This is a genomic window from Ochrobactrum sp. WV_118_8, from assembly GCF_039631535.1.
Classification (GTDB): domain Bacteria; phylum Pseudomonadota; class Alphaproteobacteria; order Rhizobiales; family Rhizobiaceae; genus Brucella; species Brucella anthropi.
The window spans coordinates 1305547-1318086 of sequence record NZ_JBDIUZ010000001.1 but is presented as its reverse complement, the minus strand read 5'-3'; the positions used below and the strand labels follow the sequence as shown (position 1 = coordinate 1318086).

The window sequence follows — 12540 nt, the reverse complement described above, 5'->3', positions numbered from 1 at the left end:
TGCATATCGTTATGTTGAAATATTTATGACGTTTATGTCGCTCCGGACAGAAACTATTTTCGTTATATTTCATTTCACTAATTAGTTTTTCTTGAGTTCCCTTCGCCGGAAAATTCGCTCTATCTCAGCGTGTATTTGACTCATGGAGATGAATTATCATGCGCAATCTGGTACGTGTTTCTTTGACCGGTCTTTTCCTCGGTGCAAATCTTACGATGGCTTTTGCACAGGCAACGCCTGAACAGATGGAGATGGCCTATAACGCAGCTCGCAACCAGCTTGGCGTACTCCAGTACTGCCAGGAAAAGGGTTATACCGATGGCGGCGCCATCGAAATCCAGACAAAAATGATTGCGCTGATCCCCGCCCCATCCGACACCACCAAGGCCGACGCTGCCGAAGCAACCGGTAAGCAGGGTAAGGTCTCTGCGATGGGCATGGAACAGGATATTGCCACCAGCGCAAAAGCGCAGAATGTCTCCGAGGAGAAGCTCTGCCAGACCATGGCTGATGCCGTTAAGCAGGCTGGCGCCCAGCTGCCGCAGTAAGGCAGATCGCAGCTTCCAAGAAAAAGAGAGCCTCGCGTAAGCGGGGCTTTTCCTTGCCTGAAGATTTATATTCGATATCGCTTAAATACAACGTACGACGCTATTGAAGTTTTCGTTTTTAATTCAGCACTTTATTAATCATATGCGGTACTCACCTTCCGTTTACCATGCAACTTAAGAGGGTGCACATATTTGCTGGGTAGTTTGCTCTCAGGTCACAGAGACCACTAAACAAGCAAGAATGATCTCAGGAGCAACACATGACCAAGCTTATTGCACGCTTTCGTAAAAGCGAATCCGGCGCTACCGCCATCGAATACGGCCTCATCGCGGCTTTGATTGCTGTCGTCATCATCGGCGCAACGACGTCTCTCGGCACCACCATCCGCACCCAGTTCACTGCCATTGCGACCGCTATTGGTGGTGCTGGCGGCAACTAATAGGCTCTGCAAACGCGACAATAATGCCACCGCCCTTCGGGGCGGTTTTGCTTTTTGCGGAGACGTTCTGTCTTCTCAACAGCAACTTTTGAAATCCCCACGCGTTTACTAAGTATGTGTGGAACATATTTCACGGCCTTATGCGGAGGTTTGATCACAGCTAACCAAGCTAACGCTCTGCAATCTTTATTGATTATGGGCTTCAGATAGAAACGCGCATAATCCCTCTAAATAGTGGTTCGCCGCGTGGTTATTGCGTATTCCAGCGCTGGCCCCGGCTTTTCGGGAGTAGCGAACATGTCATTGAAATCCATTTTACTGGCGCTCGGCATCGGCGCCGCCAGTCTGACGCTCAGCGGTTGTGTTTCCGAGGGCTATTACGGCTCAGGTTATAATGATCCGTACTATGTTCGCGGCGGATATGTCGGCACGGGGGTCGTTTACAATAGTGGCGGCTATTATCGGAACTACCCACGTTATCCGCGCTACTATAGAGATTCACGCTACTATCGTGACCGTGATTACTACCGCTATCGCGACCGGGACCGTCCACGTCGTCCTGACACCAACAGACCAGATCGCCCGCGTCCACCGCGGCCGGACCGTCCGCCATCAGGCAACGATGGTGCAGGTCGTCCGAATCCGGGCAATCTGCCAGTTATCCAGCCGATCAGGCGTGGTCCGCATAACTAAAACAAAAACACCCGCCGAAATCCGGCGGGTGTTTTGCATAGAAGGAACCAATGTCAGAGCTTGATGACATATTCCTTGCGGGTGGTCTCGATGACTTCCCAGCTTCCCTTGAACCCCGGTCGGATGACAAAACTGTCGCCTGCAACGACTTCGCGGCTTTCGCCACCCTCTTCGCAGATGACCGACCGGCCGGACAGGATGTGACAGAACTCCCATTCATCATATTCGATGCGCCACTTTCCTGGCGTGCTCTCCCATATGCCAGCAAAGAGCGTGCTCTCGGTATTCTCCTCCAAATTCCATGTGCGGAATTTCGGGGCACCGGAAATAATGCGCTCCGGTAGCGGCGCGCCTTCCTCCGGTTCGATGCCGGTCAGGTCGAAATCGAGAAACCGGCTCATGGATCAGACCTTTGCCAGCGCCTGCTCAATATCGGCAATGATATCGTCCGCATCCTCGATACCGATAGACAGGCGCACCACGTCCGGCCCGGCACCTGCCGCCACCTTCTGCTCGTCGCTGAGCTGACGGTGAGTGGTAGAGGCCGGATGAATGACCAGCGAACGCGTGTCTCCAATATTGGCGAGCAGCGAGAACAGGTCGAGGCTGTCGACGAACTTTACGCCCGCGTCGTAACCGCCCTTGAGACCGAAGGTAAACACCGAACCGGCACCCTTCGGCGCATATTTCTGCTGGAGCGCATGAAATTTATCATGCGGCAGCCCGGCATAATTTACCCACGACACTTTCTCGTGGCCATGCAGCCAGGATGCGACCTTCAGAGCATTGTCGCTGTGACGCTGCATGCGCAGCGGCAGGGTTTCCGCGCCGGTGAGAATCTGGAAGGCGTTGAACGGCGAAATCGCCGGGCCGAAATCGCGCAGACCCAGCACTCGGGCAGCGATTGCAAAGGAAATATTGCCAAAGGTCTTGTGCAGTTCCAGACCCGCATAATCCGGACGCGGTTCGGTCAGAAGCGGATAATTGCCGGACTTCGCCCAGTCGAATGTACCGCCATCGACCAGAATGCCGCCCATGGAATTGCCATGACCACCGATAAACTTGGTCAGCGAGTGAACGACGATATCCGCACCATGTTCGATCGGGCGCACCAGATAAGGCGATGCAAGCGTGTTGTCCACGATCAGCGGCAGGCCGTTTCTGTGCGCAATTTCGGCGATAGCCTCGATGTCCACCACGATACCGCCCGGATTGGCGAAGCTTTCGATAAAGATGGCACGTGTCTTGCTGTCGATCTGCTTTGCAAAATCGGTCGGGTTGGTGGCATCGGCCCAGCGGACCTGCCAGCCGAAGGACTTGAACGACTGACCGAACTGATTGATCGATCCGCCGTAAAGCTGGCGCGCGGCGACGAAATTGTCACCCGGTTGAAGCAGCGTATGGAAAACAAGCAACTGCGCTGAGTGACCGGATGCAGTTGCTACAGCCGCCGTGCCGCCTTCGAGTGCGGCAATGCGCTCTTCCAGAACTGCGGTCGTCGGGTTTGTGATGCGCGTATAGATATTGCCGAACGCCTGCAGGCCGAACAATGAAGCTGCGTGGTCCGCATCTTCAAACACGAATGAGGTCGTCTGATAGATCGGCGTTGCGCGGGCACCTGTCGTTGGATCGGGCTTTGCCCCTGCGTGAACGGCAAGTGTTTCAATTCCGGGAGAGCGTTTCGACATCATTTCCTCCTGTGTCCCAAACCCCAAACAGGTCTGGAACCTAGGCTGTACAGCGAGGAAAGCAAAGGAGGATTTTCCGCCAAATACTGGATTTGCAGAAATTAAATCCGAAAGCTCTCATCAACCGATCAGGCGGGGATATTCGATTGCCGGACAGCGGTCCATGATGACGGTCAAACCTGCTTCGCTGGCACGATTTCCAGCCTCTTGGTGCACGACACCCAGCTGCGTCCAAAAGATCTTCGGGCGGTGCTTCATTGCAAGGACTTCCTCCACGATACCTGGCAGCGAATAAGGCTCACGGAAGACATCCACCATATCGACCGGCTCTTCGATATCAGCCAGACGCGCCACGGCACGCTGGCCATGAATGTGTTTTCCCACCTGCCCCGGATTGACCGGAATCACGCGGTATCCCTTGGAAAGCAGGAATTCCATCACGCCATTGCTCGGGCGCTCCGGCTTCGGTGATGCGCCAAGAAGCGCAATCGTTTTGACGGAACGGAGGATCTCGCGGATCTGATCGTCGGAAGGGTTTTGCATTTTATCCTCTTCGGTCGCTGGAGCGAGCGCTTGCATGAAGGGTGGCGCTCCCTTTATTGATAAATAAATTTGGGAGGAGCGCATGAATATCAATACCGCGCAGGAGCGGAATGCCGCCATGGTGGCAAGCCGGTCGTTGAGCCCTGTCATGAACATTGAAGAGCTGCGCGCATTCATGAAGCGCGAGTTTCCGCAACTTGGCAACGCTTTCGAGATCACGGCAATTGGTGACGGTTCGGCAACCATGCAGCTTAATGCCGATGAACAACATCTGCGCCCCGGCGGTACTGTGTCCGGCCCTTCGCTTTTTGCACTGGCCGATGTGACGGCCTATGCAGCCATACTGGCCCATATTGGCCCGGTGGCACTGGCCGTGACAACGAACCTGAACATCAACTTTCTGCGTAAACCCTCTCCCGGCACGGTCGAGGCCGTCGCACACCTCCTGAAACTCGGCAAACGGCTTGCTGTACTCGATATCAGCCTGACCGATGGTACAAGTGGCGAGCTGGTGGCCCATGCAACGGCAACTTACTCGATCCCGCCGCGATAAAGCATCCAAAAAAAGATACGGTATTATAATACCAAACGTTTAACATATTGATTTTACTGTGTTTTTAAAACAACGCTCTGAATATAGGACTTGACGCCCACTCGGACATTGTGTATCGACCCGCCAGTGAGTTGAGCAGAAGTTATCTTTTGCCCGCTCGTTCGGGTTGGACACGATCCAACACAAGCAACAAAAAAAGCCCTGATTTTCAAGATCGGGGATAAAGTCAAGGAAGACTTCAATGGCAACTTTCTCTCAGAAGCCGGCTGAAGTGGTGAAGAAGTGGGTGCTGATCGACGCCGAAGGCCTCGTGCTCGGCCGTCTCGCCACCATCGTCGCCAATCGCCTTCGCGGCAAGCACAAAGCAACCTTCACCCCGCACGTTGACGATGGCGACAATGTCGTAATCATCAATGCCGACAAGGTTGTTCTGACCGGCAAGAAGTACACCGACAAGGTCTATTACTGGCACACCGGTCATCCGGGCGGCATCAAGGAGCGCACTGCTCGCCAGATTCTCGAAGGCCGTTTCCCGGAACGCGTCGTCGAAAAGGCCATTGAGCGTATGATCCCGCGCGGTCCGCTCGGCCGTCGCCAGATGAAGAACCTGCGCGTCTATGCAGGCCCGAACCATCAGCAGGAAGCTCAGCAGCCGGAAGTCCTCGACGTCGCCGCGCTGAACCGCAAGAACAAAGGGAATGCATAATCATGGCTGAGCAGCTCAACTCGCTCGAAGAACTCGGCACTGTTGCCAAGACCGAAGCTGCCGCTCCGGTTCATGTCCAGAAGCTGGACGCACAGGGCCGCGCTTATGCCACCGGCAAGCGTAAGGACGCCGTTGCACGCGTATGGGTCAAGCCGGGCACCGGCAAGATCACCATCAACGACAAGGAATTCGAAAAGTATTTCGCACGTCCGGTCCTGCAGATGATCCTGCAGCAGCCGATCGTTGCTTCGAATCGCGCTGGTCAGTTCGACATCGTTGCCACCGTTGCCGGTGGCGGTCTCTCCGGTCAGGCCGGTGCTGTTCGTCACGGCATCTCCAAGGCCCTCACCTACTACGAGCCGGGCCTGCGCACGGTTCTCAAGAAGGGTGGCTTCCTGACCCGCGATAGCCGCGTTGTTGAACGTAAGAAGTACGGTAAGGCCAAGGCTCGCCGTTCGTTCCAGTTCTCCAAGCGCTAACGCGCTTAGGGCCAGTTCTCCAAGCGCTAGTATCTATCGCTTCAGAGCTTACGGAAAAGCGGACCTTCGGGTCCGCTTTTTTGTTTCATTCAATGCCGGATTTCAGCCGCCCCAACTGCGGATGGACTTGCGGTTGATCTCAAGCTGTTTTTCAGGCGATTGTTTGTAATAATCGGGTGCCAGCCCGGAAACCCAGTCGCCATAGCTCGGATTGGGTAGCATGAAGAACTTCGTCCCGAAGGCTTCGCGATTGGCTTCTACGAATGTGCGTCGCTGCTGATTGTTCTTGTGATAGGTCGCAGCTCCAAAGTCGTTGAGATTGTCACCGACGTAAACGACAACATCAAAGCCATCTGCTTTGACAGCATCGAAACGGCTCTGCTTGTTGGACTGACCGCCATTCAACAAAAGTGTTTTCGCAGATACGCCGGGGAACCCCAGTTTTCTTATGTTTGCTGCCGTTGACTCAAATGACTTCGCATCGCGGTTCGTGACATAAAACATCGTGCCGCCATTCGCGTTGACATGTCTGGCAAACTCCACGGCACCTGCAATTGGACCTGCCTGTTCGGCAGCCATCCAGCGCGCCCATGTCTTCTCCGTGTAGGGCACGCTTTGTTTGACACGCCATCCGGCATAGGCGGTATTATCGATCATGGTCTCATCGAGATCGACGATCACAGCTTTCCGCCTTCCCTTTGTCGGTTTTGCTGCATCGAAAGCCTGACGCGCACCGTTGAACGTCTGATAGGCCAGCGCATCATACTCGCCTGACTGCTGCATCCAGTTGATTGCGCTTACATTCTGCTGCTCCAGCTGAAATCTGGCCGTACGCTGATCCGTTGCACAACCCGCAAGGGAAGCAGAACAAGCAACAATGACCGAAATAGTAAGTAAAGTTCTTCGCATAATGTCCCTCTTTGAAAGAGGGCTATTAGCGCCGATGAATTCCCGCGCCTCAATCGCCGATATGTGCCCTCAACATTGTGGGCGACAGTGCGGCTTCATCACAGTTGCAAGCCGGTTCGATAGTCGTCATGAGTATAAAAAAGCTGAAGCCTCTCCGACCACTTTCACGAACGGATAAGCCCATGTCCTCGTCTGCAGCACCAAGCCGCTTTGCGGTCACACCGGAGCCTCCTTATCTGATCGTCACCTTCGCTTCGCAGCGTATCATCGGCGAGGATGATGGCTATGGCGAGATGGCGGTTCAGATGGGAGAACTTGCAGCGAAGCAGCCGGGCTATCTCGGCATTGAAAGCGCACGCGACGCGGAAGGCTTCGGCATCACTAATTCTTTTTGGGCAGACGAAGCCAGCATCCATGCATGGAAGCGCGAAGTGGATCATCTGGTGGCGCAGAAGCTCGGGCGCCAGAAGTGGTATGAAACCTATCGCGTGCGTATCGGTCGCGTAGAGCGTGCTTATGGATTTGATGCCAAAAGCGAATGAAACCGCTATAGAAATCTAACCTTATCCAGGTAACAGCCATGCCTTCAAAGACTATCGACCACGCGATTACTGCCCGCAACCTGACAAGCGCAGCAACGGACCCGACCCACGCCGGTGTATTGTCGTTCATGCGGCGTATGTACACGAAGTCGTTGAAGGGCGCAGACGCCGTTGTCTGGGGTATTCCGTTCGATGCAGCCGTATCTAATAGGCCCGGCGCACGTTTCGGTCCGCAGGCGATCCGGCGGGCGTCGGCGATCTTCGACAATGATCCGCAATACCCGTTCGAGCGCGACCTTTTCGAGAATCTAGCCGTCATCGACTATGGCGACTGCCTGCTCGACTATGGCAATCACACCAAGACCCCTGCCACTATTGAACGCGAAGCGACAAAAATCCTGAAATCGGATGCGTTTCTGCTAACGCTTGGCGGCGATCATTTCATCACATGGCCGCTGCTCAAGGCCCATGCCGCGAAATATGGTCCACTGGCACTCGTTCAGTTCGACGCGCATCAGGATACGTGGTTCGACGATGGCAAGCGCATCGATCACGGCTCTTTCGTGGCCCGCGCGGTGCGCGATGGCATTATCGATCCCGCTCACTCGATCCAGATCGGTATCCGCACGCACGCGCCAGAAGATTGCGGCATCAAGATCATTTATGGCCATGAGGTCGAGGACATTCCGGCCGCAGCGATTGCCGATGAAATCCTGAAACGCACCGATGGCAGGAAGACATATCTGACCTTCGACATCGACTGCCTTGATCCGGCCTTCGCACCGGGAACCGGTACACCGGTCGCAGGCGGACCGTCGTCTGCAAAAATGCTGTCTGTCCTGCGCAAGCTGACGGCTCTTGACTTTGTGGGCGCAGATGTGGTCGAGGTTGCACCGGCCTATGACCATGCCGATATAACAGCAATCGCGGGAGCGACGATCGCAATGTATTATCTGGGCCTTCTGGCTGAGAAGAAAGAACGACGATGAGCCGCTTGTTCATAAATTGATTCAAGCAGCTCGAAAACTGATTCCGAATATGGTCGTAACTTTCTGAATTCAAAGGCAAAATGCATGAAACCTAAAATCTTCATCGATGGCGAACACGGCACCACCGGCTTGCAGATCCGCACCCGTCTGGCCGAACGCGACGATCTTGAAGTGATCTCCATTCCGGAAGCCGAGCGGCGCAACAAGGACTTGCGCGCCGACTATCTGCGCGCAGCCGATATTGCGATCCTGTGCCTGCCGGATGATGCTTCCAAGGAAGCGGTTTCCCTGCTCGAAGGCCATAACTCGACCCGTATCATTGATACTTCGACTGCTCATCGCGTGCACCCGGACTGGGCCTATGGTTTCGCCGAACTGGCCAAGGGCCAGCGTGAACGTATCGCCGGCGCCCGCCTGGTCGCCAATCCGGGTTGCTATCCGACGGGTGCAATTGCGCTTGTCCGCCCGCTGCGCGATGCGGGCCTGCTGCCTGCCGACTATACCGTCAGCGTCAACGCCGTTTCGGGCTATACGGGCGGCGGCAAACAGATGATCGCGCAGATGGAAGACAAGAACCATCCGGAGCATCTCGCTGCAAACAATTTCCTCTACGGCCTGCCGCTCAAGCACAAGCACGTGCCGGAACTGCAATTGCACGGTCGCCTGGATCGCCGCCCGATCTTCAGCCCCAGCGTCGGACGCTTCCCGCAGGGCATGATCGTGCAGGTTCCTCTGTTCCTGACCGGACTAGAGGGAACGCTGTCGCTTGCAAAGGTTCATGCCGCACTGACAGAGCATTATGCCGGTCAGGACATCGTCGAAGTCGTGCCACTTGAAGAAAGCACCAGTCTGGCGCGTGTCGATGCGGAAGAGCTTGCCGGCAAGGACGGTATGAAGCTTTTCGTCTTCGGCACTGAAGGCGATGGAGAGGTCAATCTGGTGGCACTGCTCGACAATCTCGGCAAGGGCGCATCGGGCGCAGCCGTTCAGAACATGAATCTCATGCTCGGCAAAGCCTGATGACGAAGAAGCCGGTATTTCCTATCGAATGGAGTATCGGCTCATTCGAGCCTCTGGCGGATACGCATTCAAGCCTCGTCTGGAAGGTCAAACGCACCGATCATCCTGGCGAGATTTTTGTCGTCAAGCAATTGAAACCGGCCGGAATGGAAGAGCTGCGCGGCGCGCATTATCTCGACTGGCAGGACGGCCATGGTGCGGCGCGATTATACGACCTCAATGGTACATCGATGTTGCTCGAACATGCGGGCGACTATCATCTTGATGAGCACCTGAAACGCGGCAAGGATGCCGAATGTCTGCTGATATTCGGCGAGGTTCTGAACGCGCTGCATACGCCCTCTCCTGCTCCGATACCGGCTGACTTACAACCATTGGACAGGCATTTTTCCGGTCTCTTCGCCGTGACGAATGAAAGTCCGATCTATGCGGAAGGCACGGCGGTCGCGAAACACCTGCTAGCAACGCCGCACGAGGCCATTCCGCTACATGGCGATATTCACCATGAGAACATCATCAGGGGACCACGCGGCTGGCTCGCCATCGACCCGCACGGACTTGTCGGCGATGCCGCCTTCGATGCAGCAAATATATTCTACAATCCGCTCGACCGGGATGATCTCTGCCTCGACCTTGAGCGCGCCCGGCACATGGCAGAGCATTTCGCGCCGATCATCGGGCGCGAACCCGCCTACATTCTGGATTATGCCTTCGCCTATGGCTGTCTCTCAGCCGTGTGGCACCGCGAAGACGGCAATGACGCAGACGAAGCGCGGGAACTGAAGATCGCTTCCGCGCTCAGGCACCTGCGCCAGACGGTTTATCCTTCATAGGCACCTTTGGTTGCACGCCAGTGCGCAACCGCGAAAGCCAGCACGATCAGCGCAAAGAACTGGTGCGTCAGGCCCAGATGCAGTGGAACGCTCATCAGAAGCGTGGCAATGCCGATGACAGCCTGCATGAGAACCAGTCCGACGAGAACGATAGTGCGGCGCGCATGGGTCGTACCCGGGGCCTGCTTCCAAACCTGCAAGGAATGCAGGACCGTCAGAACCAGAACCGTGTAGGCGAACATGCGGTGCACGAACTGCACCGTCTTCGGGTTTTCGAACAGGTTGCGCCACCATGGCGACTGGATGAACAGGTCGGACGGGATGACGGCGCCATCCATCAGCGGCCAGGTATTATAGGTCAGGCCGGCATGAAGCCCGGCCACCAGACCACCCAGATAAATCTGCACTAGCACGGCAAACACGATCCATCCGGCAAAGCGCTGGACCGACCTTTCTGCCGGTCGCTCACTGTAGGTGACAAGCCCGCGCGCAATATAGAACACCGCTGTGATGATGATACAGGCTGTCGTCAGATGGATCGCCAGACGATACTGGCTGACACTTGTCAGCTCACTGAGACCGGAAGCGACCATCCACCAGCCGATAGCGCCTTGCAGGCCGCCGAGTGCAAGCAGGCCCAGCATGCGGTATTTGAGGCCGCCCTTGAGACGCCCTGTCACCCAGAAGAAAGCCAGCGGAACAGCAACCAGAAAGCCGACAAAGCGCGCCAGCATACGGTGCGCCCACTCCCACCAGAAGATCGACTGAAAGGCTTCAAGGGACATGCCCTTGTTGATCTGCTGGTATTGCGGAATCTGGCGGTACTTGTCGAACTCCTCCAGCCATTCGGCGTGGTTAAGCGGCGGAATGACACCATGAATGGGCTTCCATTCGGTGATCGACAGACCTGATCCCGTCATGCGGGTAGCCCCGCCGACCATCACGATGGCAATCAGCACGACGAACACCGCATAAAGCCAATAACGCACAAGGCGACGGTCGTGGTCCTCTTTCGATGACCTGGAACCCTGCCCTACACGCTGCGCCGTTGCTGCCGTCATGCCATTCACCCTTCAATATTGAGCCGAAGGATACATGCCGCATAGGCGAACCCGTTACAAGTTGCCACCACGCGACATGCCGCCGCGTTTTTGCCCTTTCGCTACCCCTTCTCACGCGCTAGTGATGTGCCGGGAAAAGGAGAACTGCGCCATGCCCGTTCGGCTGAAGAAACTGATCGGTACTTTTTTGCTGGTTTCACTGGTCATCATCTATGCGGTGTTCGCGACCATCATCGCCGTGGCGCATCTCGCTGAATCGAGCGCATGGGTGCACCTCCTTTATTTCTTCGTGACCGGCATTCTCTGGGTTCTGCCAGCCATGGGCATCATCTGGTGGATGGCGCAACCGCCACGCAAGAAGCAACATTAATCCCATTTGAGGATGCTGCAGACGATGGCGGGTGAAGTTGCAGCGCACATTCTTACAGATTTCAGCGATATTAGTCGGCTCTGGAGCGATCCCGCGGCTATTCACGGTGCGCCACAATCGTTCGCATGGATCGATAGTTGGCGCGCAATCGTCAATGCCGACAGTTTCGTCATCGGGCTCTTTGACGGCGATGGTCCAATCCTGCTCGTGCCGCTGGAAGTCGTAAGCCAGAGCGGCGCGAAAATTGCGCGCTATCCCGGCGGGAGCCACGCCAATTGCAATTTCCCGTGGCTGCGAAAGGAATATGACGGTGTCCTCGGACCCGAGATGGTCCGGCAACTGATCGAGAAAATCCGCAAAGCGCGGCCCGACATCGACGCACTGTCACTGACACGCCAGCTATCGGAACTGCAAGCCGTGACCAACCCGCTGCTCACTCTTAGAAAAGCGCCCAACCCAAATCCGGTTCTCGCCGCCTCGCTTGGTGGTGGCTTCGATGCCGTGCTTGATCGCGCCAATCGCAAGCGAAAGCTGAAAAAGCATCGCCAGCACAGTCGTCGCTACGAAGAAAGCGGTGGCTGGAGAATTGCTGAGCCTCAGAACCAAGCGGAAGCAAACACGGTTCTCGATCTTTATTTTGCGATGAAGGCCCAGCGCTTCCGGAAGATGGGAATCCGTGATCCTTTCGCCGATGAGAATGTGCGCAATTTCTTCAAAGCTTTCTTCGGCGAAGGATTGGCGAAGGGGCGGAATCTGCATGAGCTGCGCTTTCTTGAAGTTGGCGGAACCCTGCGTTCGATCATCGGAAAGCTGTTTGGCGATACAGGCCCTACCGTCGAGTTCGCCGCGATCGCAGAAGACGAACTGACTTCCGCCAGTCCGGGTGAATTTCTCTTCTTCGAGGATATCAGCCGCAGTTGCGACGAAGGCCGTTCGATCTACAGTTTCGGTATCGGTGATGAGCCGTACAAGCGCGAATGGTGCGACATCGAGCTCACGATCTATGACACGCTGGTACCGCTTTCCACCAAAGGAAAGCTTTTCACGGCGCTGCAATCAGTCCGCAATGCCATTGCCGGAAGTCTCAAGCGCAATCCGCGTCTTTGGGGCCTTGCCAAGACACTGCGCAGCAGGTTCGCAAGAAGGTAGAGGTGCTTAGCAATCTG

The 12540-nt window shown here is 55.7% G+C and carries 17 protein-coding genes; 12 read left to right on the top strand and 5 right to left on the bottom strand.

The window, feature by feature from the left end; all coding sequences use genetic code 11:
• The first annotated feature begins 158 nt into the window (after nucleotides 1-158).
• From ABDF71_RS06370 to ABDF71_RS06360, 3 genes are all read left to right on the top strand, one after another.
• Complete coding sequence (locus ABDF71_RS06370) at nucleotides 159-548, top strand: pore-forming ESAT-6 family protein (RefSeq protein WP_010661129.1); 390 nt, start codon at nucleotides 159-161, stop codon at nucleotides 546-548.
• A 260-nt stretch (nucleotides 549-808) separates the two neighbouring features.
• Nucleotides 809-988 (top strand): Flp family type IVb pilin, encoded by a 180-nt coding sequence (locus ABDF71_RS06365; RefSeq protein WP_012092314.1) that lies wholly within the window; start codon nucleotides 809-811, stop codon nucleotides 986-988.
• Nucleotides 989-1285: 297 nt separating this feature from the next.
• A complete protein-coding gene (locus tag ABDF71_RS06360; protein ID WP_012092315.1) occupies nucleotides 1286-1681 on the top strand; it encodes a hypothetical protein in 396 nt (131 codons plus the stop codon).
• A gap of 53 nt (nucleotides 1682-1734) precedes the next feature.
• Here ABDF71_RS06360 and ABDF71_RS06355 read toward each other — a convergent pair whose 3' ends face one another.
• From ABDF71_RS06355 to ABDF71_RS06345, 3 genes are all read right to left on the bottom strand, one after another.
• Nucleotides 1735-2082 (bottom strand): cupin domain-containing protein, encoded by a 348-nt coding sequence (locus ABDF71_RS06355; RefSeq protein ID WP_500061369.1) that lies wholly within the window; start codon nucleotides 2080-2082, stop codon nucleotides 1735-1737.
• A 3-nt stretch (nucleotides 2083-2085) separates the two neighbouring features.
• Nucleotides 2086-3369 (bottom strand): O-acetylhomoserine aminocarboxypropyltransferase, encoded by a 1284-nt coding sequence (locus tag ABDF71_RS06350; protein WP_010661125.1) that lies wholly within the window; start codon nucleotides 3367-3369, stop codon nucleotides 2086-2088.
• A 120-nt stretch (nucleotides 3370-3489) separates the two neighbouring features.
• Nucleotides 3490-3948 (bottom strand): CoA-binding protein, encoded by a 459-nt coding sequence (locus ABDF71_RS06345; RefSeq protein WP_151662671.1) that lies wholly within the window; start codon nucleotides 3946-3948, stop codon nucleotides 3490-3492.
• Between the two features lie 46 nt (nucleotides 3949-3994).
• Between ABDF71_RS06345 and ABDF71_RS06340 the strand changes: the two genes are divergently transcribed.
• The 3 genes from ABDF71_RS06340 to rpsI all read left to right on the top strand — a co-directional run bounded on the left by ABDF71_RS06340 (nucleotide 3995) and on the right by rpsI (nucleotide 5650).
• Nucleotides 3995-4465, top strand: a complete 471-nt coding sequence (locus tag ABDF71_RS06340; protein WP_012092319.1) for a PaaI family thioesterase — start codon at nucleotides 3995-3997, stop codon at nucleotides 4463-4465.
• A gap of 241 nt (nucleotides 4466-4706) precedes the next feature.
• Nucleotides 4707-5171, top strand: coding sequence for a 50S ribosomal protein L13 (gene rplM, locus ABDF71_RS06335; protein ID WP_010661122.1), 465 nt, complete (start codon nucleotides 4707-4709; stop codon nucleotides 5169-5171).
• Nucleotides 5172-5173: 2 nt separating this feature from the next.
• Nucleotides 5174-5650, top strand: a complete 477-nt coding sequence (gene rpsI / locus ABDF71_RS06330) for a 30S ribosomal protein S9 (RefSeq protein WP_040129422.1) — start codon at nucleotides 5174-5176, stop codon at nucleotides 5648-5650.
• 102 nt (nucleotides 5651-5752) lie between these two features.
• Here rpsI and ABDF71_RS06325 read toward each other — a convergent pair whose 3' ends face one another.
• A complete protein-coding gene (locus ABDF71_RS06325) occupies nucleotides 5753-6559 on the bottom strand; it encodes a 5'-nucleotidase, lipoprotein e(P4) family (protein ID WP_500061365.1) in 807 nt (268 codons plus the stop codon).
• Nucleotides 6560-6741: 182 nt separating this feature from the next.
• Between ABDF71_RS06325 and ABDF71_RS06320 the strand changes: the two genes are divergently transcribed.
• The 4 genes from ABDF71_RS06320 (at nucleotide 6742) to ABDF71_RS06305 (ending at nucleotide 9943) form a co-directional block, all read left to right on the top strand.
• Complete coding sequence (locus ABDF71_RS06320; RefSeq protein WP_029925081.1) at nucleotides 6742-7101, top strand: antibiotic biosynthesis monooxygenase family protein; 360 nt, start codon at nucleotides 6742-6744, stop codon at nucleotides 7099-7101.
• A gap of 38 nt (nucleotides 7102-7139) precedes the next feature.
• Complete coding sequence (gene speB, locus ABDF71_RS06315; RefSeq protein ID WP_500061363.1) at nucleotides 7140-8090, top strand: agmatinase; 951 nt, start codon at nucleotides 7140-7142, stop codon at nucleotides 8088-8090.
• 84 nt (nucleotides 8091-8174) lie between these two features.
• Entirely contained in the window at nucleotides 8175-9110 is a 936-nt protein-coding gene (argC, locus tag ABDF71_RS06310) for an N-acetyl-gamma-glutamyl-phosphate reductase (protein WP_029925092.1), read from the top strand.
• Nucleotides 9110-9943, top strand: coding sequence for an aminoglycoside phosphotransferase family protein (locus tag ABDF71_RS06305; protein ID WP_500061361.1), 834 nt, complete (start codon nucleotides 9110-9112; stop codon nucleotides 9941-9943). Before argC ends, ABDF71_RS06305 begins: the two co-directional genes overlap by 1 nt.
• Here ABDF71_RS06305 and ABDF71_RS06300 read toward each other — a convergent pair.
• A complete protein-coding gene (locus tag ABDF71_RS06300; protein ID WP_029925097.1) occupies nucleotides 9931-11004 on the bottom strand; it encodes a COX15/CtaA family protein in 1074 nt (357 codons plus the stop codon). The two genes, ABDF71_RS06305 and ABDF71_RS06300, sit on opposite strands and share 13 nt — an antisense overlap.
• A gap of 151 nt (nucleotides 11005-11155) precedes the next feature.
• Here ABDF71_RS06300 and ABDF71_RS06295 point away from each other — a divergent pair, with 151 nt between their 5' ends.
• On the top strand, nucleotides 11156-11374 hold the full coding sequence (locus tag ABDF71_RS06295) for a DUF2842 domain-containing protein (RefSeq protein ID WP_010661115.1): 219 nt from the start codon (nucleotides 11156-11158) through the stop codon (nucleotides 11372-11374).
• A gap of 24 nt (nucleotides 11375-11398) precedes the next feature.
• Nucleotides 11399-12523, top strand: coding sequence for a GNAT family N-acetyltransferase (locus tag ABDF71_RS06290; protein ID WP_500061358.1), 1125 nt, complete (start codon nucleotides 11399-11401; stop codon nucleotides 12521-12523).
• Nucleotides 12524-12540 lie beyond the last annotated feature (17 nt).